We start from the raw sequence: 23,274 nt of genomic DNA on the forward strand, positions 1-23,274 counted from the left end.
TATTATTCTTATTTATCTTAAATGCGTACATGACAACTCCATAAGTAGCACTATTTACTATAATTATATATGCGTCTCTTCCTCAATTAATTGTGGTATGATTGTATAAATATATTTTAGGAGTGATATCATGAGTGTACATAAAGATCTAATTAAACATGCGGCAAATCAGCATGAAACCTATCAACAATTCTTAGCGCTCGATCAACAACGTGAGCAATATATCGAAGAAGCGATTGCTTTATGTAAACAGGGTCTACCCTTTTCAACTGATAAAATAAACGCCGTAACAAATAGTATAAATAAAATCAACCTGCGCTTTATCCCAACACGAGAATTCGTTACGGGCGAAATGGTTCAAGAATTTGTAAATAAAAGTAACTGATAAAACAAAGACGGACAGTATTTAATTATACTGTCCGTCTTGTTTTATTACTTTTTAAAAATAGTAGCGATAATTTGATCATAGGTCATTTCTGTATCAACCACGAATGTACCAGGGCGTAAGTTTTTTTCGACACCCTTCTTCTCGACATCTTTTGAGAATTTAAAGTCATCAGGTACGATTTTCGCTTTTTCAAGCATTTTGCCGACATCGATGCTCGTCATCCCTTGTGTAACGGAAATAACTGATCTGTAAGCAATCTTTTGATTTCCATTAGTAGCTGTGGAAGCGGTGGAAGCTGAAGCTGCTTTTTTTGCTGCCTCAAGCGTCTTATCATATTCTGCCTTTGGTTGAACAACATATCCAGCAGCTAGAAGTTTGTCCTTCATCTCGGTTTCAGTTGGTTGAGCAACTGTTTTCTGCTCGATTTTAGCTGGTTTGGCAGTTGCTTTTGTGACAACAGGATCTTCAGAAAAGTAAACAGCACCACATATGGTCGTAGCTAGAAGAATTCCGGCCGCAAAGCTGCTCACTACATTAAATTTCATGGGCTAATTTGCTCCTTTCATCCTTAGCAGCTAGATACGGTGCAAGAAATTGTTGAATTTCACTCTCTGAAACTTGTTTTTTCTGTGCAATAGTCTCAATTGAATATTTCCGTTTATATAAATCTAGTACTTCGCGTTTGAAAATAACTTCCTCAGGAGTCAGGTGAATGCCTGCTTCCTTGGTGACCACTTCAATATCTAGTTCTAGACTTCGAATTTGCTCCTGTACGTTATTGATATCTTTCATTACCGCAACATGAACCAAATCAATTTCTTTTTGTTTTTGTTTTTCTACTTTACGATTCGATGCCATTGAAACGATGAGCAAAACAGCAGATATCGCAATCAATAGAATTATTGTCCATTCCATCATATTAATTTCCTCCTTATTAACACACAGCAATCCACAATTACCTATTATACATCGTAAAAATAAATTTTTCGACTAAAACCGACTAAATAAGACCCAAGTCGGATAGATTTAACAATTCGAACCTCTAATCTATTTAATTACTAATAAGGACTTGGTATTAATTTACATTAAAAAAAGCAATGCTGATACAAATGCATTGCTTTCTCCTCTCTAATATTTTTACCTCGAAAAGAACTTAGTAATGGATTATTTGTTCTCACAATTCAAACTCCCACTCATCAAGAAGTACTAAATAAAGCACAAGAAGGTTGTTTTCTAACTCAGCGGTGGTTTTCCCTGAGGGGTCCAATCCGATTTTCGGAAATAATATCATAGCGATTTGTTCCGTTAGTTGATTTCTTTCGTCTAATGGGATATGCAAAAACCGATTTGCATAGGTTTTGATCAGTTTCCAATCCTTCATACCTAATGATTTCAGCGTCCATTCATCAAGCGTAAGATCATCCTTTGAAAGTCCTCTGCTGACAAGTTCATTTTCTAAAGGAGACAGTTTCTTTTTCCGTTTTGCTCTGCGCTCATGGACAACAATCGTTCCAGCAACAAGATCGCCTAGCCGTTTGTGTTTCGAGTGGAAAAAAATCATGATAATTCCTAGAAAATATGCTGTTGGCAATGAATCAATGATCCGAATCAAATTTCGAATAAAGCTGGACAGCAAGGTGATGCTATGACCATTCTCTTGAATGACCCGGATTCCCATTAGCTTTTTCCCAAGTGTTCTTCCGCCTGAGAAAAACTCATACACAAAAAAGTAACCCCCATTAACGATAAACAGTGCAATAATTGTTATTGCAATAGGCAGTGAATTCCCGATGAAAATAAATTCCATTTTAGACATGCCATCTAAAACGAAAAAAAGGACAATCAAAGACAAAATATTAAACGCCGTTAAAAGTAATTGGTCGATAATAAAGGCAGCCGACCTGCTGCCTAAACCAGCTATCTGAAACTGAATGGAAACAAATTCAGGTGTTTTAATATCTAAATGATCTTCGTTCATAAGTTTCCTCCATGACGAGATGATAATTTCTATTTCTATTTTTCTACAATATTACTATAATAAGGAGAATAAAGTCTTATTTTCCCAGCCCCTAAAAGTAGGTGTCAGAATGAATGTTAAACAATTTGTCAAAATGCATAGAGAAGATTGGAAACAGCTAGAACAATTAGTGGCAACCATGAGTAAGCGCAGACTTGCCATTACAGGAGATCATATTACACAATACCATCGACTCTATCAAAAAGCAGCCCAGAATCTCTCTTACAGTCAAACCTATTTTCCTCATGATGAAGTCACCAATTATTTGAACGGACTTGTGGCGAAATCACATAATCTTTTGTACAAAGACCAAGTCTCTAGCTTCAAGCAAATTCGTTATTTTTTTAGTCAAAAATTTATTGGCCTTTTGCTTGAACAATGGAAGTTTGTCATAGCTGCGATGATCTTATTTCTCATTGGCGGTTTTGGAAGCTTCTTATCCGTTCTGAATGATCCATTGCATATCTATTCGATTCTCCCTGCGGAAATTGCCAAAGGTGTGGACCCTGACCAACTCGGGAAGGGTCATGAAGCGGTAGACTCCTCCCTCATGTCGGCGAGCATCATGACAAATAATATTAAAGTTGCCATCTTTGCTTTTGCTGGGGGCATCACCTTTGGGCTCGTAACGGTTTATTTAATGGTCTACAATGGCATCATTATTGGAGCGCTTGCTGCCCTGTTTTGGCATCACGGAAAATCGTATGATTTTTGGGCATACATCGTTCCCCATGGAATGATCGAACTCACAGCCATTTTTATTGCTGGCGGCGCTGGGCTATTAATGGGCTATAAGCTGTTTGTGCCTGGACAATATTCTCGAAGTTTCCAATTAAAACAGCATGCAAAAAGATCCGTTCAACTATTGCTCGGTACAATTCCTTTGTTTATCATAGCGGGTATTATCGAAGGTTTCATTACCCCGGCTGCGATTTCATTAGAAGCAAAGTACTTTGTTGCTATCTTAACCGTGATTGGACTGATCCTTTATGTAGCGATTGGCAAGATCAAACGAAAGAAAGCTATAATAGATTCTGATTCATAATATCAATATATTGAGAAACGGCAGTAATCGCTAATTGCTCCTCACGGGCCTCGATCATAACGAGGCCTTGCTTTTCCCATTTTTTCTTTTCCCTTTTCTTAAACAAAATTTGCTGCTGCGCCATACTTTTTCGCATCACTGCTTGGACCGTACTAGGCTCCTCATTCACTCTTTTTAAAAGTGTCTGATCTTCAATTCCAATCATTAAAAATAAATGCCGCTGCCGAAGTCGTTTTAAGAGGATTAAGCCACTTTCCTCGTGAAGGAAGGTCCGTACATCACTAAATAATAACAGCAGACTTCGTTTCTTTTGCACCGTTTCTAAGTACTGCAACACCGCTGCATAATTTGTTTCAGCGGCATCTACGTCTACTGAATAGATTGCTTGGAGAATCGTCTGCAGGTGCGCCATTCCTTTGGCAGGCGGTACAAAGACTTTTATATCCCTTGAAAAGGCAAGGACCGACACATAATCCCCCTTTTGGAGGGCTGCAGCTGTTACCGTCAAGGCGGCTTCTAACGCTTTTTCTAATCGATTTCCCTGTGACAATTCTGCCCCCATCATTCTCCCACAATCAATTAAAATGGTAATATATTTTCCATGCTCTGGTTCATACTCATTCGTCATTACTTCTCGGAGTTTAGCGGTTTGACGCCAGTTGATTTTCCGAGGATCATCTCCCACCACATAACTTCTAATCTTGGAAAAATCACCAACCCCGCTTCGCTGCCTCCGGATTTTTACCCCTTCGTACACCAAATATTTCTGGGCATTTTCTAAATACTGTTTAGTTTCAGTTAAATCTGGAATAACTTTTATTTCATCCCGTAATTCAACAGTCACCTGCTTTTCCCACAAACCAAGCAAACTGGAATAGCGAAAATAAATCTTTTTAACTTCGTACATGCCTCTGGTCATCGCACTAGTTTCATAAGAAATGCTCACAATTGCTTCCTTAGGGATCGACCCGGCGATTGGAAATGGCCTTACAAAAGACTGTGGCAGGTCATCAACAAGTCGGTATGAGAAAGGATAGTTTGAAGCATTCTGAACTTCGATCGTTATCGGATAAGTTTGACCTCTTTCAAATTCCCCAGTAACGATCCGTTGAAAGGAAAGTTGTTTTTTAGAAGGTGAAAAAAACAAATCAAACAAACTGGCCATAAATAATATAAGATTGGCGGCAATGACCAGGATCCATGATATTCCCCAAATAGTACTAATTCCTAAAGCAATGGATAGAAAGAGGAAAACCAATAATAATCGGTTAGTCGGTATAACTCCTCTATCTTGGAACAGGAACCGAGCCCACCAACTCTTCAATAATTTGGTCAACGGTTGTTCCCTCCAATTCTACATGCGGCGATAACTGAATACGATGGCGTAAAGCTGGCTTGGCAACCATTTTGATATCGTCGGGTGTAACGTAATCCCTGCCTGAAAGGTAGGCCCACGCTTGCGCTCCCTTGCCAATCGAAATTCCAGCTCTCGTACTAGCCCCGAATCGGATCGCATCAGCTTCACGTGTTTTCCTGACAATCTTCATCATGTAATCTAATACATTCTCGCTCACCGTGACTTTTTCAATGTCTCTTCTAATACTTAAAAACTTGTCCATCTCTAAGATCGCTGATACAAGCTTTTCGTCAAAGCTATTTTCAATTACTTGTTTGAGGATATTTTTCTCTTCCTCAAAGCTTGGAAATTCAATTCTAAGCTTGAAGAGGAAACGATCCTGCTGTGCTTCTGGAAGTGGGTACGTCCCTTCAAATTCAATAGGATTTTGGGTGGCAACCACAAAAAACATCTCGGGTAAAGGATAGGTTTCACCTTGGATTGTTACCTGTTTCTCTTCCATGGCTTCGAGCAGGGCAGCCTGTGTCTTTGCAGGGGTCCGGTTAATTTCATCGGCTAACAGGATATTGGTAAAAATCGGCCCCTTTAGCGTTTGGAAGTTGCTTTCCTTCAAATTGTAAATTGTACTCCCAGTGATATCACTTGGTAATAAGTCTGGGGTAAACTGGATACGGTTAAAACTCCCCCCTAAGAGATTGGCAAGTGTACGCACCATTTGTGTTTTTCCAGTGCCAGGCACCCCTTCTAATAGGACATGGCCACCAGCTAAAATAGCTGATAGTAATAATTTAAGATTTAGACTTTGTCCAAAAATCCGCTCTTCATATTTATTTAAAAAAGATGTTAATTCTGTCTTCATTCTTCAACCTCTTTTCTTAATTGCTCAAGCCTTTTCGACCATAATAAGAATTCCTGTTTTGTGATTGTTTCTTTTTCAAGAATGTGAACCAAACCTGTTAAAAAGGAGTTGATTTCATTAGCAGACATTCGAGTCCACTTTTTCTCCATATAACTCGATAAATCCTGCCATTCTCTATGATACGGAATCTGCCAACGTTCCCGGAGAAGAAGTTTGACATAATCTGATTGGATGATGATCGAGTCATGATATCGTTTACCTCGGAGGTACCAAGCAGCTAATGCCTTCAATCCTTCATCACTAAAGCGAACCGATTCTTCCCTTGGGACAAAAATAGGTCCAAATCGCTTTCCTTTCAGCCAAAGCCATAACAACAATAAAAGAATCATCTGGATAACTAGAACCAAAAACCACATTGGGTATACATTCCAAACTGTAGGTGCATTCTCGCCGCTATGAATGTATTCGTCAAACAGAATGGTGTTTGATTTTTCTTCATTTAATAGATACAGGAGCAAGGGTAAATGATCCCTCTTTAATAGATTCCCATTCGTCATCCACTCTGGGGTAACACTAACAATTAATTGTCCTTTTCCAAAAGACCGTTTGACTGAAATCGGACCGGCCTGATCAGAAAGCAACACCCGATCTCCTTTTTTCGTCTGCAAACGGATAGTTGAATGAATTTGAGCACGATAGGATGTTTGGTCTTGCGTAAAAACCTTCTCCGACTCACTTGAATTTGTTCCACTCGTTTTAATATCAAACATCCCTTGTGGATTGGTTTGCAACAATAAAATGGTATTGCCGGCTTTCATATAATTAATGTAAGCCTTCATCTCTTCCGTTTCAAAGCTAATAGCTGGCTCAACCATAATTAGCAATTGGTGGTCTGGTTTGGTAGACAGTAAATCTGGAGAATGTCTCCATACTTTTCCTTCATTTTCCTTCTTAACATATGTATAAAATGCTTTCACTCCACTAGGAGCAGGTGACTCAGTCACGTAATGTGGATAATACTTCGGCTTCGGTGTCGAACTTAAATAACTAAAGAGCAAAAACAAACCAAGCAGGATGACCAAGCCAATCCAGGTACGCATGTTGGAAAGAGATTTCATCAACTATTCTCCTCCCTCAAATCGCCAAGTACCATCCATACCTTCTGATGGAACTGTATATATTCCGATTTACTCACGGTGCGTTCCCCGTAGGTCACACCTTCAAAAAGTTGTGCAAACTGAAAGAATTGTTCTGCCTTCGACTGATCTACTTTCCTAAGTTCATCATAATAATCCCAATTGGTTTTCCAAATTCTAGCCTCAAGCAATCCTTTTTCATGAAAAGAAAGAAGCAATGCTAAAAATAAATGGCGCGTAGAAAGTGTATATTCTTCCAAACTCTCATTCATATCTGCTTCAGCAAGATGTCTTTGCGAGGTCCAATTCAATTCTTTCCTCGATTGAAGCGGTTTTTGAGTGCGGAGGATTCGATTGCGTCGCGTATTTCGAATTACAAAAAAAGCAGCAAAAACAAGTAAGAAAACAATTAGTACTATGATCGTAATAAGAATGGTGCCTGACACCCTGCTCGCTGAATCGATGGCTGGAAATAATTTTTCCAGTTGCGTGACTATCCATTCTTTTGCTTTATCCCACAATGTGGCAATGAATCCTTTTGATTCATAATAAACTTGATATTCTTTTCCTTTTAATATTTCTTCAAGGTCACCCCGTGCCTTGTCTGCATTGAACATTTTCATCACCTAACATAATAGGTTTTTTAAACCGTTTTAAATTCTTCTAGCATCTCTTTTAAATCGTCTGCATCATGTCTAGTTTTGGCATCCAGATACATAACCCCATAGCCTACAGAGAAAATCATTGTCGTGACTAAGGTAATGAGGTTTGTAATCAGTGTTAGCAACACACTGTTCCCTAAAACCATGCCAAAAGTCATTTGAACACCAAAAGAAATACACGATATAATTAAATAAAAGACGATATAAAGTCCCAGCAATAACCATGTACGCTTTCTTGTTAATCTCCAACTTCTTCCTAATCCAGGGGAAACTTTATCAAGGACAACAGAGCCAAAATAAAAGCTCCAGCGAGTTAATAAAAGTCCTACAAGAATAGCAAAGACAAGAAACAGGACGATTCCAAGAAGAATTCCTCCGACCGGATGAACAGCGGCCGCAACGACCACACCAGTGAATGCGATAATTACGATTGGAACAATGATAATCCCCAAACTAATCAAACCGAATAAAATACTGCTTCCGATGATTGGCCAAAATCGGGAAAAGGCTTCCTTAATGACCGAACTCACCGAATAATCTTCATTTCGACGGACATGATTGATAGTGAAGAGAATGGCTGCCTCAGCAACAGGTGCCAAAATAGCACTAAGTATACCGATAATAATCAAACCAATATCAACACCCAAACTGCTGGAATCGAATGTGCCTGATTCTTCAAAACTCGTAAGAATTTGCTCAAACCATTCCCCATCACTGCCAACCTCTCTAAAAAAGCTGGTTCCAGAACTTAGTTGCAAGATCGCTTGGACCACGTAAACAGGACCCATAAAAATCAGTAAAATCATGAAAAAGTCCTTAAAGCGATTTTTAGTTAGTTGAAAGGTGTGGTCGAGTATTTCGCCAAATCCTTTTGGGGTAGAAAACTTATTTTCCAACGTTTAAATCCTCCTAGATAAAATTATGATTATGACCTATTTTATCATTATTCAGATATATGTAGTGTAAAAAGTTGTCAATGTACGCAAAATCTGGATGATCACCATAGGATGTGAGTTATTTTTCGAATAAGTTTCGATATTTTGTCCAAAAATAAAAAATGGTATGGAGTTTTTTAATAGAAATAAAATCAAACACTAGAATGGACAGAAAGTTGAGGTGAAAAAACATGGGTTGGATTTGGAATAAAAACGCAAAAGATTACTATATTGTTGATCAAAAATTAACCACTGGACAGAATCCTACAATGGTCACTGTCGTTACCCCCGTTTATAACGCGGAAAAATCACTCAGAAAAACCATCGATTCTGTGATTAATCAATCACTCGGCGTGGATCAAATCGAATATATATTAATCGATGATTGTTCCACGGACTCCTCAAGAGAAATCCTCTTAGAATACTCCGCGAAATACGCGAACATCATTGTTGTTTTCCTGAAAAAAAATTCGGGCACACCTGGCCACCCCCGAAATATCGGAATCCAATTGGCTCGGTCTAATTATATTACGTTCCTAGATGCCGATGATTGGCTTGACCCTAAAGGCTTAGAAGTATTATCGTCCATTCTATTAGAAACTGGCGATGATTATGCAGTAGGAAAAACTATACAGGTCACATCTAAAGGGATGTCTATAGTTGGTGAACATGAATCTTGTAAAGAAAGACGAAGGGAATCCCCCTTTTCAATACCGCATATTTTCCATCATTTAGGACCACGAGCACGAATGATTAAAACGAGTGTCATAAAAGACAATCAAATTTTATTTCCTGAAATGAAATTTGCGGAAGACAAGCAATTTTTTATTGATGTGTTAACCCACTGCCTGACAATTTCGACGACAGCACAACCTATTTACTATTTAAATCGGATGGATAACCAGGATTCGCGTTTAACCAATCAAACGAATATTATCCAAAAAACAAATTGTAATCTCAAAGTGATTAATCATATTATTAAGAAAGATTTAGATATTGAAAAACAGAAAATGGTCTTAAACCGTCTCTATGAATTTGATTCGATTTCGAGATTCTTCCATACACCACATTTTCAAAAAACGAGGCTGAAACGCGTTTATTACTATAAGTTCAACCAAGTGTTAAAAACAACAAAGAAATTAAATTATGAGTTTTCTGAGGAATTTTTCCACCCGATGAATAAGGTGGTTTATCACTTGTTTCGCGATAGGAAATATAAAGACCTTGAGAATCTTTTTGCCTGGGAAAAGAAGGAGAAAATTAAAGAGGTCATTATCAAAGACAATCTTCCCTATGCGGTTGTACCGTTTTTAGAGGACAAATATAAATATATCCGCGTACCCATGCATTCCATACTAAATGAGGAATATATCGATAAGTATAAATATACGCTAAAATTTAAGGTGTTTGGTGATCACATTGATACACTCTCACATGGACTGGTTCGGAATTCAAATAACGCATTGCTTGAATCAATTCTTCCGTTATACATAGATACTAACGGAAATGGGACATTAGAACTCGACTTAGAGGCATTAGGCCAACTTCCAGCTGCGAACTACTCCATTTTTTTACGCTTTAATGATTATTTGAAAATTAACATCCGCAAACCAACACCAGGCAAAAACAACTATCACTATAAAAACCGTCAGTTTACTTTTTACGATACCATCTACTCAAACATCGGTTTAAAAATTTCATCTATAAAATAAAGGGACAGTGAGGACTGTCCCTTTTTAGTGAACATTCAGTTTTTAGATCTCACGACCTGGTCGTTATTTTCATAAACTATCCAATCAGAGCCTTTGATTTTATTAGAACCGTCAATGATTTTTTGCTTGACCCTTTTCTTTTCTGAGCCAGTTAATAGTGTAGGCTGATAATCATTCTTTGAAGAAACCGAGGAAATTGAAAATGGAACGACATTGATCTCTTTCATATCGGATAGAACCCCATTTTTCAAATGAAAGGTTTGCTGAAAAACAAACGTATCCTTATCACTTGGATTTCGATTTCCGCCAAACATAAAGTTACCGAGGCTATATACAATGAATTTTCCTTTATATTCTTCAATTCCTTGAACCACATGTGGATGGTGACCGAGAATAAGGTCAGCACCACTGTCGATGGTAAATCGGGCCAACGACTGCTGAGAATGATCAGGGACATAATGGCGTTCATTGCCCCAATGATAATGAACGAGAATGATCTGCGCTCCTTGCGCTCGCAGCTCTTTAATATCATTCTCCACTTGATTGCGTATTTCTTGGGTATCCGACCACCCCTCATATCCTAGAGCACCGATTTTTGTATCTTTTACCGTTGTAATATATTTATGATCATACCCAAAGTAACCAATGTTCTGTTTTTCTAGAGAAGTCAATGTATCCTGATAGCCTTGATCGAGGTAATCATGGATATGATTATTGGCTAAATTAACAGCTTCAATCCCACCCAATTCAAGGATTTTCGCATAGGATGGATCTCCTTTAAAACGAAATGTCTTCACTGCTTTTTGGGTTGCATTTGTAAGTGTGGTTTCTAAATTGACCGTTGTAAAATCATCATTGATAAAAATATTATCCAAGCCTTTGACGAAATACGGCAACCCATTGTCATTAGCAGCCTTGATAAAAGAACTACTATAGTTAAACGATTCGTCTGACCCTAGTGTAAAATCCCCAGCTGCACTAATTTTAATCGTTGTTTCTTTCACAGGTTCAGGTTTTGTTTCTGGGACAACTTCTTGTTTTGTCTCTTGCGTTTGCTTCTCTTTTTTTATCTTCTCATCCGCTTTTATCTTTAGATTGGAGATTTGCGAAACAGCTTTCTCTTCCGTTTTACTGCTGTTCAAATAATAACCACCCGCAATCAGTAACACGACAACAAGAATAAGGAATGGAAGGAACGATTTCTTCCTTCCTCGGTATTTATCTCTTCTACTATTCATAATCCAAATGACCCCTTTAATTTACTTAACTTTCCTTATATTACAATAAGTTCAACTATTACACTATAAAAAAATATACCCATGGCTTTCTTCAGAGGGAGAAAGTCATGGGTATTAAAGGGTGGATTAATATTAAATCTGTGAGAATTCCTCTACTAGTTCACCAAATCGTTTTAAAGAGTTTTCAATTGTGGAGGATGTCGTAAGATCAACGCCGGTCTTCTTTAACAATTCAAGCGGATAGTCTGAACTGCCGCTCTTTAAGAATTCTAAATAAGAAGTTAATGTTTTTTGGTCCCCTTCAAGAATCTTGGTCGCCAAATGAATCGCTGAAGCAAATCCAGTAGCGTACTTATAAACATAGAACGGGCGGTAAAAATGCGGGATTCTTGACCAGCCAAATTTAACTTCCTCATCGAAGACTACCTCATCACCATTATATTCGCGGAATAATTTCTCATAGGTTTGGTTAAATACTTCGACAGTAAGCGGCATACCTTTTTCAGCCATCTCATGGGTCTTCATCTCAAACTCGGCAAACATCACTTGTGTGAAAAACGTTCCCTTAAATTGGTCGATGAAATGGTTCACTAAATGCTTCCGAACATCAGGGTTTTTCTCATTGTTTAATAAGTAGTTAATTAATAATACTTCATTGACCGTGGAGGCCACTTCTGCCACAAAAATACTATACCTGGCAGTGATTTGTGGTTGATGTTGTGAACTTAAACGGCTGTGGACGCCATGTCCGCATTCATGGACCAACGTAAATAAACTATCCAAATCATCTTGATGATTGAGAAGGATATAGGGGTGAACGCCGTACACTCCCAGATTGTAGGCACCTGACCGCTTCCCAGGAGTTTCTCTGACATCTATATACCGTTTTTCTTTAAACTCCTTCAGGATATTGACATAGTCCTCACCCAATGGGGCTAACGCCTTGCACATCGTATCATAAGCTTCCTCATAGGAAATGTCTTGCTTCACGCCACTAACAAGTGGGACACTCATATCATATTGACGTAGTTCATCCAGATTCAATTTCTCCTTGCGTATCCTTGAATATTGATGAAGAGGCTGAATATTTTGCCTCGTTGTTTTGATTAAATTCTCATAGACCTCTTTTGGTACGTTATCCCCAAACAGGGATTTTTCCAACGCGGAAGGGTATTGACGGATTTTAGCCGTAGTCACATTAGTTTTGATGGCAGCTGAAAGTGTAGCAGCAATTGAATTTTTTAATTGCAGGTAAGGCTGATAATATGCCTTATAGGCTTCTCTTCGTTTTTCTCGGTCCGTATCTTCGATTATTTTAGAGTACATTCCCCTCGTTAATTCCACACGTTCCCCGTCTTCACTGGTTACTTCCCCGAATTTAATATCTGCGTTATTCATCATCCCAAAAATGTTCCCTGGAGCCGAGAGGGCTTCCCCTAATTGGGAAAGGACGGCTTCCTGTTCTTTAGATAATACATGTTGTTTATAACGAAACGACTCCCATAAGTCCTCTGCAAAGTAATCCAGCTTCTTTTCAGATTTTATGTATCCTGATAATGTTTCTTCGTCTAGTGTTAATAAATAAGGCATAAAGAAGGAGGTCGACGCACTTACTTTTACACTCAGTTGTTTTGCGCGGTCTAAGTTGGACTGAGCCTGGGTATCCCTAGTATTTTGATCCACACTCAACATCGCATAAGCATAAACCTTATTGAATAGGAAAGATAACTCTTCACGTTGATGAAGATATTGATACAATGAGTGCCCATCTTGAATCGTTCCATCATATTGTTTCAGTTTTTTTGCCATTTCTTCTATAGTTAGAAGATCCTCTTCCCATTTACTCTTATCGGAATAGATATCGTCTAAATTCCACTTTTCATGCGTGGGTACATCATTTCTATTAGTATAGGTCACCATTTATATATCCGCTCCCTTTTATGTAATCCGTTTTTATACTCTTATCATAATCAATATATTCCGAAATTCCTATTGGCAAACCTAAAAAACATAAGAAAAACAGGCCACTGTAATGACCTGTTTCCCTTTAATTAATTTATTTGGTTAGCTCTTTTTCTTTCTCAATGACAGACAATCTTTGCGCTACCTCTTCTTCGCTTAAACCGTGCTGTGCTATATAACGGTTGCGTGGATGAACACGACATTCGTGTGAACAGCTTCGTAAGTGCTTATGTTCGTTCTCCTCCGAGCAAAGGATTTTACGATTACATTCTGGGTTGGCACAATTCACATAGCGTTCACATGGCTCGCCACTATAAAAATCCTTCCCAACAACGACATGCTCTTTACGGTTAACAGGAACACTTATGCGCTCATCAAACACATAAAGTTGACCATCCCATAAGTCTCCCTGAACTTCGGGATCTTTACCATAGGTGACAATTCCGCCTTCAAGCTGTGATACATCTTCAAAACCTTCTTGAAGCAGCCAGCCGGAGAACTTTTCACAGCGAATCCCACCAGTACAATAAGTAAGAATCTTCTTGCCTTCAAACTCCTGCTTATTTTCGCGAATCCATTGTGGCAGATCACGGAAGTTAAGAATATCCGGGCGGACAGCTCCACGAAAATGACCTAAATCAAACTCATAATCGTTTCGTGCATCAATAACAACCGTATCTTCATCTTGCATCGCTTTAAAAAATTCCTTAGGCTTCAAATGCTTGCCGGTTTGCACATTCGGATCGACATCATCTTCCAAACGCAATGTAACTAACTCTGGTCTGAACCGAACTTTCATCTTTTTGAAGGCATGTTCAGAAGCTTCATCAATTTTAAAAATAGTACCCGCAAACAACGGATGTTCGTTCATATATTTGATATAGGCGTCAGTTTGTTCAATGGTGCCTGACACCGTACCATTAATTCCTTCAGCAGCAATGATAATTCGGCCCTTGAGGCCAAGTTCATTACAGAATTGCAGATGTTCCTGGGTCACTTCCTCAGGATTCTCTATGTTTACATATTTATAGTACAATAACACTCTAAATTCTTGATTCATGGTTACCACCTTACAAATTTTTATATATATAAAACACTTGGTTTTTAGCATTAACCTTATGATTATAGCAAAAAGAAACATCTCAATTCAAATTTTTTCACTTCCCAATGGCGGCAATTCCTTCATAGGTGGATATTACCAACCTTCTTACATCTGTTTTTCTGTTACAATTTTTTAAGTGAGCAATAATAAGGAGGACATAAACAATGAATAAACGTCGTCTCCTCGTTTGCCTGGTAATTGCGGTTACCTTTATTGGAGGAATATTAACAGGGGTCCTTTTCACCTCTAACCATAAAAAGCAAGAGCGTCCTAGTACGATCATCATAGAAGATGCACCGAAATCAGCGATTATGCCAAATGCAAAAGAGTTTCCAAACTTAAAAAAAGCACCCTCTAAGGTACTAATCGGTTATGTTCAGGATTATCGTGATCCGAACATGGTAGATTATTCGAAATTAACACATGTCATTTTCTCTTTTGTGCATCCGACCAAGGATGGAACAGTTTTATTTAATGGCGACCAAGCTTTAAAAAACCTGCGAATGGTTGTTAAAAAAGCAGATAGTCATAACACCAAAGTAATCCTTGCAATTGGTGGGTGGTACCATATTAAGGGCGGAGAATCCTATAATTATTTTCAACCAGCAATCTCTCATTCTAAATCTAGAACAAAGCTAGTGAAAGAGCTAACTAATCTTGCAGTCCGCGAGAAACTGGATGGAATTGATATCGACTTTGAACACCCGCGCAATGCAGCGGATGCAAAAAATCTCGCTTCCTTTGCGAAAGAATTAAGTGCCCAGCTTCACCCGAAACAGAAAGAACTGTCTATCGCTGTTCATTCAAAAATTCATGCGGTCACGTTAACCGAAGCTGGCTTTATACAGTATGAACCAACCATGTTCCAATATGTTGACCATATCAATATTATGGCCTATGATGGTCAATGGGACGACGGGTACAATGCCGCTAATCTATCGCCCTATCCATTTACTGAGAAAATAGTAAACTATTGGACAAATCTCTTTGACACACATAAAATTTCAAAAGAGAAATTAGTCTTGGGTGTTCCAACGTATGCCCAACCAGATGATCCGAAAATTAAACAAGTCTCATTTGCCGCAATTATTAACAAAAATCCAGCAAATGCCGGCAAGGACACCGTCAAAATGAATGGGACAACCTACCATTATAACGGCAGTGCGACGATGAAAAAGAAAACGAGGCTCGCACTTGATCACGGTTTTGGCGGAATGATGATGTGGGAAGTAGGTCTAGACGCTCAAGGGTCACATAGTTTGACAGGAACTATTGCTTCCGAACTAAAAGCGTCAAGTAAAGAACCAGTGAAATACTATTCGGCAAAAGGCTATTAGGCGCTAAAAAAATCACCAAACAACGCTCTGAGAACAAATCGTTCTGAGCGTTGTTTTATTATTATAACTGTTTGGCCAGCTATTTTTGAATGTATTGCTATGGAAATTCTCAAAAAACTAAACTAATTGTCAATAGGCGGTTTTTAGCTTGAAAGGTTAGCTGTCTCTGAAATTAGTTGATAGGAGCGAAGCCGATCATCTGGAGAATGTGTAATGGTAACAATCATTATTTCATCCGCGTTATATTTATCCTGAAGGTCCTTCAGTTTATGGTAAACCTTTTGTGGGTTCCCAATAAGCATCTTCTGTTTCATATTTTCTAATGATTCCTTTTCAATGTCTGTTAGTGGATATTGCATAGCTTCCTCGATGGAAGGGACTCCACCGCCTTCGCCTTTTCTCCTTTGCATTGCCCATACAAGTGTACTTATTGCGACTTCTTCCGCCCGCTCATCCGTATCGGCACAAATAGTGGAAACCGCCACAATTACTTCTGGTTCTTGGGTCTGTTTCCGTGGCCTAAAGGTCTGTAAATATTGTTCAATAATTTCTGTCCCGTCCTTTTCGCTCATAAATTGTCCAAAGGCATAGGGAAGGCCATTTTCAGCTGCAAGCAAGGCGCTTTTTTTACTAGTCCCCAATAGCCAAGGAACAGGTGAAAACTCTGGGATTGGTGAAGCCGATACTTTAGCAAACTCATGATCACTTGGAAATTTATTTTCTAAAAAGTAAAGCAGCGTTTCCACTGATGCTGGCATGTTCCATATCTGCTGAAGAAAATTATCTGATAAGGCATTTGTTGCTTCAGCTGAGCCCCCTGGTGCGCGGCCTATTCCAAGATCTATTCTTCCTGGAAATAAAGTGGCTAACATATTGTAAACTTCTGCCACTTTATATGGTTTGTAGTGCGGTAATAAGACAGCTCCCGAACCAATCCGAATTTTGCTAGTGTTTGCCCCGATATAAGCTAACATTACTTCTGGCGCAGAACAGGCTAATCCGTCTAAGTCATGGTGTTCAGCAATCCAGTAACGCGTATAACCCAATGTTTCAGCCGCTTGGGCTAACTTCATTGATGCATTCAATGCTTCTTGAACAGTTTGATTGGATGAAATTGGGGCTTGATCTAAGATACTTAACCTCATTCCAATCTACCTCCCTTCCTTTTTCTATTTTATATTATTAGAAGCTAATTATGGAAAAATGACAACTACTCGGTGCCTGACACCCATTTTGACACGAAGTTGTAATAAAGTATGGTAGTTGTCGAATATTTCATTAAGTTTTTTGAAGGAGAATGTCGAAAAACAGAGAATGAAGTTAAGGAGGTTATAAAAAGGAGGAGAAATTCTTGAAGAAATTAATAACAGTTTTATGTGGAATCATTATTGGATTATCGTTGTTTGTGAGTATTGGGAATACGGCAAAGGCAGCTGAGTGCGGATGCGACGTAACACCTGTTTTAGGAGCTGAAAAGAATAAAATTGTTGCAAATTTATTAAGTAGTTATGAGTTTAAGAATGTAAAACATTTGCTTAAAAGTGAAGGATACAGCTATAGAGGAGCAAAAAACATCGAAGTTCTTATCAATCATTCGGATTACGATACAGTAATGGTGGGAGTACCTTTTTATAATGAGGATGGTACTATAGAAATGGCAGCATTTTTTAATGGAATTTATATGGGGCATGGGTCCAATGAAGATTAATTTTATTAAATAACAAAATCCTTTCCAACACGAAAAGGATTTTGTTATTTAATCTAGTTCATCCAAACTGCCAAACACTATGACTCAAGTTTCCATAGCGGAAACTGCGATGTAGCAGCTTCGCTTTTTGACTATCATCAGCAGCTCCCATTGCATAGAAAATTGGGATAAAGTGTTCGTTTCCATAGCGTGGGACGGCATATTCAGCATAAGGAGCAAGGGAATCATATTTAAATAATGACTCTAGGTCCCATTTATTTAAATGGTGAGCCAACCAATCGTCAAACTCAAGTGCCCATTGATCGATTTCGTTATCTGCCCATTTCACTGCTCGAAGGTTATGCACAGTTCCTCCACTTGCAATGATTAATATATCATTTGACCGTAATGAGGCTAAGCTTTTTCCTACTTTATATTGCTCTTCCGGTTTAAGATTCGGATTAACGGACATCGAAATGACAGGGATATCGGCATTCGGATACAACTTTCGAAGCACTACCCATGCCCCATGATCAAGGCCGCGTTTCATTTCGCTTTCAAATGGTACTCCGTTTTTCGCGAACAGGTCTTTAATTTCTTGTGAAACCTGGTGGTCCCCTTTAGCCGGATATTTAATTGTGTATAATTCTGGGTCGAAGCCGCCAAAATCATAAATGGTGTCATATGTGTCGACTTCGCTTACTTTTTGCATCGATGATTCCCAGTGGGCTGAAAACAATATAATTGCTTTCGGCCTTGGCAGTGTTTGTCCGAGCTGGCTTAGAAACTGAGTATACTCATTGTTCTCAATTGCTAATAATGGTGCTCCATGGGCAATAAAAAAAGATGGCATCATATTTACGTCCCCCTTTTAATTATTATAGCTTTTTGAAAAAGATGTAGTTTCTTCCTTCTGACCTTTGAAGATAAGTTGATCTAGTGCAAACATTTTACTACCATTTATCGCAATAAAAATAGCCATTGCTAGGAGAGCCAAATCTAATTCATAACCAGCCATTTGTCCGTTTCCTAAAAATCCAACAGCAAGTTTTACTTTAACGATTGCACCAATCATTAGTAACGATAATAGGGCTGAGACAATTTGACTGCCTAAACCTACAACTAATGCAGCTCCACCAACCATTTCCACAACAGCTACTCCATAGGCTAAGAATCCTGGTAGCCCTATACTTTCAAACCAGCCAACGATATTTTCAATTCCACCCTGAAATTTAACTACCCCATGGACAAAGAACGTAATACCTAACACAACTCTTAAAAGTAATGTACTAACTTCAAATTTTTTTAACATAATATTATTTCCCCCTTTTATTATCATTATTTTTCTACTTTTTCCATTAACCAGTTCATGAAATCCCGATGGTTATCCATTGAAACGGTGTGTCCTTCTTGGTAGGTTTTAAAGGTGACATCTGCCCCTAAACCACTAAAATACTCATTATTTGCCAATCCCCAATCAAACGGAAGAACCTGATCCAGCACACCATGGGATATAAATAAGGACAAATTATCAACTGACTGGATTTGGTACTCTTCTTTTACAAAAGCAGGAATGTATCCGCTTAGTGCAATAATCCCCTTTATTCGGCTGCCTAATGTTAATCCAAGCGTCATCGACAAAATTGCTCCCTGACTAAAGCCAAGTAAGAACAATTGGCTCTCATCCAATGGATAATCCTCGCAGGCATAATCAATAAAACTTGTCAGTTTACGGATTCCTTCATCAAACACTTCCCGGTGCGGTTTTCCATATCCTTGAATCGTAAAAAACGCATAGCCTGGAGGTTGTGGAAGATGACCACGGATACTAAAAATGTAAAAACGGTCTTCTAAGCCGTTTACTAGTGACAGCATATTTTGTTCATTACTGCCAATCCCATGCATTAAAAACAACGCAGGGTAAGTCTTTCCCGGTTCAGTTTGTGCTGGACGACGAAGCTCATAAAACATCGGTGAATTCATCCTATCATCCCTTCTTTTAGACATATATTCCTAATATTATTAGGATGGCTGTTTATATGATTTCTTACACTTTATTCAAATCCAAGGACTTTGAATCGAAATAAACAAAAAAGATTCATATAAAGAAACTAATAGATAAAAAAAGATATCGCATCGAAAGTTTTCCGATGTGAATCTTTGTTGTTTATAGAATAACAAGTGAATCATTATGATGTCAATAATTATTTTCTAATATATAAACTTGTTTTATATTAGAATACAAAAAATAGGAACCAAGTTGGTTCCTATCATCTTCATTATAGAGTCGCTAAAAATGCCTGTATCTCGGATATAAGCTCCTTAGGATTTTCAAACATACTCATATGGCCCGAATCTTTGATGATTGCTTGCTTGATATTTGCTCTACTAACTGAAAATGTTTTTTCTGCTGGAATGATCTGATCCTGTTCCCCTGCAACTAAAAGAACGGGCAATGTCGAGGATTCCAATACTCGATTCCGGTCTGGCCAGTTCTTCATCGCATGAAGCGCATCAATCGCCCCCTCTGCTGAAGTAGAATAGCCAATTTCCATTGCAGTACCAACAAAATTCTCATCCTGATTTCCCTGTGAAAATAATTTTGGAACCAATCCGTCAATGAGTGAGTAAATTCCCGACCGGTTTACTTTTTCAATATTGGCGGCTCTGGCTTGTTTCGCCTCTTCTGAATCTGGAAAGGCAGTTGAATGGATAAGTGAATACCCGTTTAATTGACCACCGTATTTTTCTGCAAAAGCCAGGGTGATATACCCGCCTAATGAGTGACCAAACATTGTGACTTCCGGTAAATTTAAGGCATCCAAAAGATGTTTCACTTGATCTGCCATATTTTCAATAGTGCTGGTGCCTTGAAGAGGCTCTGACTGTCCATGTCCAGGAAGGTCTGGTGCAATCACCCTGTAATCTGCTGACAACGTTGGGATAACAAACTCCCAATAGCTAGAACTCCCACAAAAGCCATGCAGGAGCACGATTGGCTTCCCTTCGCCGCTGTCTATGTAGGCAACCGTTGAATCTTTTGCTTTGAGTTTCTTCAATTCCATAGGTTCACCTCAGTGTTTGTTCAGCTAATTTGCTCTTCACTATTATCGTTACTTAATAATATTCTTTTATTTGGGATTAATGTTAAGTTTGATTTTTTCAATAAATATTCCAGATGATCGATTGGCATTGATCCATATCCTTTACTATCTGCAAGTGTAAATTGAACAGTGACGCCATTATAACTTTTAACCGTGAAAGATTCCGCGGAATTAAAAAAACTTTTAATCCCTTGAGATATTTGATATTTAGTACCTTCTTCAATTAACATTATATTACTCCTTTATGATGTTCTTCATATGTAGTATGCCTAGAAAGGTTATATACATACATATTTTTTCCAATTGAATTTTATCTACAAAAAAGAGAGATGGTGTCATCTCTCTCTTACTCTTCCATTCCCTCTTCTTCATCCATCATGGCATCAAATGCCTCAGATACCTTGTCAAATTCTTCATCACTTTCGATAGCGGCTAAATCACCTTCATCATCGACTTTCATAAAAAAGATATCAATATCTTCATCAGAATCCTGCCTAATTTCGTCCGTAAACCCAACAGCAACGTAATCTGTACCCTCTATTGTCATGACACCAAGTACTTCAACTTCTTGTTCTTCTCCGTTTTCATCCGTAATCGTAAAAATTTCTTGAACTTCAATTTTACTCATTTTACGTTCAACTTCCTTTAAAAGTATTTTCATAAAACAGTATCCCAAAAAAGATGGAGTTTATTCGAAAACATGTATTTCCATTATATATTCGACAAAAATCTTATATAATTAATACATAACGCTTGCTAAGGAGAATCCAATGAATCCAAAACAATTAGAAGAAAAGATAATCGAAAACTTTCGGGGCGAAGAGAAAATGATGATTCTCGTCTTTGCTCAATGGTGTGTGAATCATGATCTTGATCCGGAAGAGTTATATTTAAAAGCCTATCCTAATCAGGGTTCTAATCCTGCTTTAAGAGAGGCCATTGAGTTAACTGTACCTAAAGAAGAAGCTGGAGAAGTCGACGACCAAACCTTGCTTGGTGTGTTAGCACTGTTTGGTAATGATGATCTTGCATTTGTGGTTACCGAAGAAATTAACAACCTGAGGAAATAACGTTTTGTACAATTTATGAAAGTTTTTGTGCAGATTTCGGGTCATTTTGTACGAATCCATGAAGTTAAGTACAAATAACGATCAGTTTTGTACAATTATACATTTCCTTCCAATTCTTCCTAATAAAGCAGACATAGTTACTAGCTATGTCTGCTTTATTACTTAATACTGATATTCCCTGTTCACCGGCGAAGGCTTCATTAAGAAATCCTTTAATGCCTCTCTATTTTCCTCCAAATTAATCTCCAGAACCGCCCCGGCGTGAGGGTAGGTTTTATTTACATAGCTATTTTGAACCGGAATACGTAAACTGTCGATATTTTTGATTGGATAAAAAACTAGTTTTGATAGTACAGCTAAAATCTCTCCTTTATCCATGTCCGACTCGACATGATCTAAACTTTCATCCACAAAATCGGGTAGTGCTGCTAACGACTCTATATGACTAAATTTATTTTTTAACTGCTCCTTTACCTTGACGACGATTTCCTGTTGTCGTTTTACACGGCCAAAGTCACTTTCGTCATCATGCCTAAACCGAACATATTTTAACAACTCTCTTCCCTTCAGCGCATTTTCTCCAGGCTTCACATCCATTTTAAAATCGTCTATCATCTTTTGACTAACATTGACAGTTATACCTTCAGGTGCAATTAGGTCAATAAAGTTAGCAAAGCCATCAAAATCAATCGAAATGGAATGGTCCACTTTTATTCCGAAATTTTGATAAATCGTCTTTTTTAACAATTCATTTCCACCAATAAAATAGGCCATATTGAGCTTGTCGTAGCCTTTTTTATGCCCAGGAATCTTGACATAGCTGTCTCTCATCAGACTAATTAACTTGATATTACCTTCTTTAGGAACATATTGAGCAATAATGATGGCATCTGAAAAGGATTGAGGTTCGCCTCTTGAATCACTTCCAATTAAGAGAAAGTTCATCATTCCTTTTTTATCTTTAAGATTGGTTCTATCTTCAATTTTGGATGGTGAAGAGGGTTGAACTTGATGTTGCTCACTTAAATTTCCTGCAGAACAGCCTCCTAATAACATAGAAAATAAAATTATCATGAATTTTCTCAAGCTTTTCACCAACTTTCGATAAAATTCAATTAATTAAATAAGTTGTTACCTACTTAATTTCTCTTTTTTTCCCTTGTTTATTCTTCCCTTACCATTATCTCTCCCGCAATAGCCATGGGAGAATTTCATAAAATTTCCCAGTCTGCACAAAATATAAAGAACAATACCGAGGTTTTAATGAAAAACAATGGAATAAATTCTATCCAACCGCAAAAGTTCATGTACATGTAATGGTGAATCTCAAACAAACTGGGATTATAGATTAAATAAATAAAAAGATCCGGATATTTTTAAAGTAAATGGTCAAAATATAATCAGGGCTTGTAGCTCAAAGGGTAGAGCAACCTGTAGTCCTTCACGCTGATTACAGTGTGTCTTGTGGGTTCAAATCCCATCAAGCCCTTAACTTAATAAAAAGCATAGTAAAGGGACTGACAAAAGTCAGCCCCTTTCAGATTGTAGACAAAAGGCATTCGATGAGCTTAATCGAATGCCTTTTTATGGTTTTTTTGCTCGTAAGAGCAAATTTTGACCTTTTCTATACCTTTATCTAGGCCTTTTCTGGACTTTTCCATGT

At 38.0% G+C, this 23,274-nt stretch carries 25 protein-coding genes and 1 tRNA gene; 7 read left to right on the plus strand and 19 right to left on the minus strand.

Going from position 1 to position 23,274, the window contains the following annotated elements; genetic code table 11:
* Positions 1-130 precede the first annotated feature (130 nt).
* Positions 131-385, plus strand: coding sequence for a DUF2533 family protein (locus tag ACE198_RS22570; protein WP_375377134.1), 255 nt, complete (start codon positions 131-133; stop codon positions 383-385).
* A gap of 47 nt (positions 386-432) precedes the next feature.
* Here the strand turns inward: ACE198_RS22570 and ACE198_RS22575 are convergent, their stop codons facing one another.
* From ACE198_RS22575 to ACE198_RS22585, 3 genes are all read right to left on the minus strand, one after another.
* Positions 433-933, minus strand: coding sequence for an aminodeoxychorismate lyase (locus ACE198_RS22575; protein ID WP_375377135.1), 501 nt, complete (start codon positions 931-933; stop codon positions 433-435).
* Positions 923-1,306, minus strand: coding sequence for a hypothetical protein (locus ACE198_RS22580; protein ID WP_375377136.1), 384 nt, complete (start codon positions 1,304-1,306; stop codon positions 923-925). Before ACE198_RS22580 ends, ACE198_RS22575 begins: the two co-directional genes overlap by 11 nt.
* Before the next feature lie 256 nt (positions 1,307-1,562).
* The gene (locus tag ACE198_RS22585; protein ID WP_375377137.1) at positions 1,563-2,366 is read right to left on the minus strand and encodes an RDD family protein; all 804 of its coding nucleotides are present in this window, start codon (positions 2,364-2,366) and stop codon (positions 1,563-1,565) included.
* Between the two features lie 109 nt (positions 2,367-2,475).
* Here ACE198_RS22585 and ACE198_RS22590 point away from each other — a divergent pair, with 109 nt between their 5' ends.
* Positions 2,476-3,450: a stage II sporulation protein M gene (locus ACE198_RS22590; RefSeq protein WP_375377138.1), complete on the plus strand. Its 975-nt coding sequence runs from the start codon at positions 2,476-2,478 to the stop codon at positions 3,448-3,450.
* On the opposite strand, the gene ACE198_RS22595 is transcribed toward ACE198_RS22590, so the two are convergent.
* Genes ACE198_RS22595 through ACE198_RS22615 form a run of 5 tightly spaced genes read right to left on the minus strand, consistent with a single transcriptional unit; the run spans position 3,428 to position 8,360 of the window.
* Complete coding sequence (locus ACE198_RS22595; RefSeq protein ID WP_375377139.1) at positions 3,428-4,786, minus strand: DUF58 domain-containing protein; 1,359 nt, start codon at positions 4,784-4,786, stop codon at positions 3,428-3,430. The two genes, ACE198_RS22590 and ACE198_RS22595, sit on opposite strands and share 23 nt — an antisense overlap.
* The gene (locus tag ACE198_RS22600) at positions 4,737-5,666 is read right to left on the minus strand and encodes an AAA family ATPase (protein WP_375377140.1); all 930 of its coding nucleotides are present in this window, start codon (positions 5,664-5,666) and stop codon (positions 4,737-4,739) included. The genes ACE198_RS22595 and ACE198_RS22600 overlap by 50 nt, the downstream gene beginning before the upstream one ends.
* Positions 5,663-6,784 carry a DUF4350 domain-containing protein gene (locus tag ACE198_RS22605; RefSeq protein ID WP_375377159.1) on the minus strand — a complete coding sequence of 374 codons (1,122 nt, stop codon included), beginning with the start codon at positions 6,782-6,784 and terminating at the stop codon, positions 5,663-5,665. Before ACE198_RS22605 ends, ACE198_RS22600 begins: the two co-directional genes overlap by 4 nt.
* Positions 6,784-7,419: a DUF4129 domain-containing protein gene (locus ACE198_RS22610; protein ID WP_375377141.1), complete on the minus strand. Its 636-nt coding sequence runs from the start codon at positions 7,417-7,419 to the stop codon at positions 6,784-6,786. Before ACE198_RS22610 ends, ACE198_RS22605 begins: the two co-directional genes overlap by 1 nt.
* A gap of 26 nt (positions 7,420-7,445) precedes the next feature.
* On the minus strand, positions 7,446-8,360 hold the full coding sequence (locus tag ACE198_RS22615; protein ID WP_375377142.1) for a hypothetical protein: 915 nt from the start codon (positions 8,358-8,360) through the stop codon (positions 7,446-7,448).
* 230 nt (positions 8,361-8,590) lie between these two features.
* Between ACE198_RS22615 and ACE198_RS22620 the strand changes: the two genes are divergently transcribed.
* Complete coding sequence (locus tag ACE198_RS22620) at positions 8,591-10,111, plus strand: glycosyltransferase family 2 protein (RefSeq protein ID WP_375377143.1); 1,521 nt, start codon at positions 8,591-8,593, stop codon at positions 10,109-10,111.
* A gap of 35 nt (positions 10,112-10,146) precedes the next feature.
* Here the strand turns inward: ACE198_RS22620 and ACE198_RS22625 are convergent, their stop codons facing one another.
* From ACE198_RS22625 to trhO, 3 genes are all read right to left on the minus strand, one after another.
* Entirely contained in the window at positions 10,147-11,349 is a 1,203-nt protein-coding gene (locus tag ACE198_RS22625; RefSeq protein ID WP_375377144.1) for a CapA family protein, read from the minus strand.
* Positions 11,350-11,481: 132 nt separating this feature from the next.
* Positions 11,482-13,269, minus strand: coding sequence for an oligoendopeptidase F (gene pepF / locus ACE198_RS22630; RefSeq protein ID WP_375377145.1), 1,788 nt, complete (start codon positions 13,267-13,269; stop codon positions 11,482-11,484).
* A 136-nt stretch (positions 13,270-13,405) separates the two neighbouring features.
* On the minus strand, positions 13,406-14,371 hold the full coding sequence (gene trhO, locus ACE198_RS22635) for an oxygen-dependent tRNA uridine(34) hydroxylase TrhO (RefSeq protein ID WP_375377146.1): 966 nt from the start codon (positions 14,369-14,371) through the stop codon (positions 13,406-13,408).
* 206 nt (positions 14,372-14,577) lie between these two features.
* On the opposite strand from trhO, the gene ACE198_RS22640 reads away from it, so the two are divergent.
* The gene (locus ACE198_RS22640; protein WP_375377147.1) at positions 14,578-15,750 is read left to right on the plus strand and encodes a glycosyl hydrolase family 18 protein; all 1,173 of its coding nucleotides are present in this window, start codon (positions 14,578-14,580) and stop codon (positions 15,748-15,750) included.
* Positions 15,751-15,893: 143 nt separating this feature from the next.
* On the opposite strand, the gene ACE198_RS22645 is transcribed toward ACE198_RS22640, so the two are convergent.
* The gene (locus ACE198_RS22645) at positions 15,894-16,895 is read right to left on the minus strand and encodes an LLM class flavin-dependent oxidoreductase (RefSeq protein ID WP_375377148.1); all 1,002 of its coding nucleotides are present in this window, start codon (positions 16,893-16,895) and stop codon (positions 15,894-15,896) included.
* Positions 16,896-17,101: 206 nt separating this feature from the next.
* On the opposite strand from ACE198_RS22645, the gene ACE198_RS22650 reads away from it, so the two are divergent.
* Positions 17,102-17,458, plus strand: coding sequence for a hypothetical protein (locus ACE198_RS22650; protein WP_375377149.1), 357 nt, complete (start codon positions 17,102-17,104; stop codon positions 17,456-17,458).
* Between the two features lie 58 nt (positions 17,459-17,516).
* On the opposite strand, the gene ACE198_RS22655 is transcribed toward ACE198_RS22650, so the two are convergent.
* From ACE198_RS22655 to ACE198_RS22680, 6 genes are all read right to left on the minus strand, one after another.
* The gene (locus tag ACE198_RS22655; RefSeq protein ID WP_375377150.1) at positions 17,517-18,293 is read right to left on the minus strand and encodes a dioxygenase family protein; all 777 of its coding nucleotides are present in this window, start codon (positions 18,291-18,293) and stop codon (positions 17,517-17,519) included.
* Between the two features lie 15 nt (positions 18,294-18,308).
* On the minus strand, positions 18,309-18,749 hold the full coding sequence (locus tag ACE198_RS22660) for a DoxX family protein (RefSeq protein ID WP_375377151.1): 441 nt from the start codon (positions 18,747-18,749) through the stop codon (positions 18,309-18,311).
* A 26-nt stretch (positions 18,750-18,775) separates the two neighbouring features.
* Positions 18,776-19,420: an alpha/beta hydrolase gene (locus ACE198_RS22665; RefSeq protein ID WP_375377152.1), complete on the minus strand. Its 645-nt coding sequence runs from the start codon at positions 19,418-19,420 to the stop codon at positions 18,776-18,778.
* 296 nt (positions 19,421-19,716) lie between these two features.
* The gene (locus ACE198_RS22670) at positions 19,717-20,502 is read right to left on the minus strand and encodes an alpha/beta fold hydrolase (protein WP_375377153.1); all 786 of its coding nucleotides are present in this window, start codon (positions 20,500-20,502) and stop codon (positions 19,717-19,719) included.
* Between the two features lie 20 nt (positions 20,503-20,522).
* Entirely contained in the window at positions 20,523-20,771 is a 249-nt protein-coding gene (locus ACE198_RS22675) for a hypothetical protein (RefSeq protein ID WP_375377154.1), read from the minus strand.
* A gap of 116 nt (positions 20,772-20,887) precedes the next feature.
* The gene (locus ACE198_RS22680) at positions 20,888-21,169 is read right to left on the minus strand and encodes a DUF1292 domain-containing protein (protein ID WP_375377160.1); all 282 of its coding nucleotides are present in this window, start codon (positions 21,167-21,169) and stop codon (positions 20,888-20,890) included.
* A gap of 142 nt (positions 21,170-21,311) precedes the next feature.
* On the opposite strand from ACE198_RS22680, the gene ACE198_RS22685 reads away from it, so the two are divergent.
* On the plus strand, positions 21,312-21,611 hold the full coding sequence (locus tag ACE198_RS22685; protein ID WP_375377155.1) for a hypothetical protein: 300 nt from the start codon (positions 21,312-21,314) through the stop codon (positions 21,609-21,611).
* 162 nt (positions 21,612-21,773) lie between these two features.
* On the opposite strand, the gene ACE198_RS22690 is transcribed toward ACE198_RS22685, so the two are convergent.
* A complete protein-coding gene (locus ACE198_RS22690; RefSeq protein ID WP_375377156.1) occupies positions 21,774-22,685 on the minus strand; it encodes an LCP family protein in 912 nt (303 codons plus the stop codon).
* A 329-nt stretch (positions 22,686-23,014) separates the two neighbouring features.
* Between ACE198_RS22690 and ACE198_RS22695 the strand changes: the two genes are divergently transcribed.
* Positions 23,015-23,100, plus strand: a tRNA-OTHER gene (locus ACE198_RS22695).
* Positions 23,101-23,274 lie beyond the last annotated feature (174 nt).

This window comes from Neobacillus sp. KR4-4 (assembly GCF_042136325.1).
Classification (GTDB): Bacteria; Bacillota; Bacilli; order Bacillales; family Cytobacillaceae; genus Neobacillus.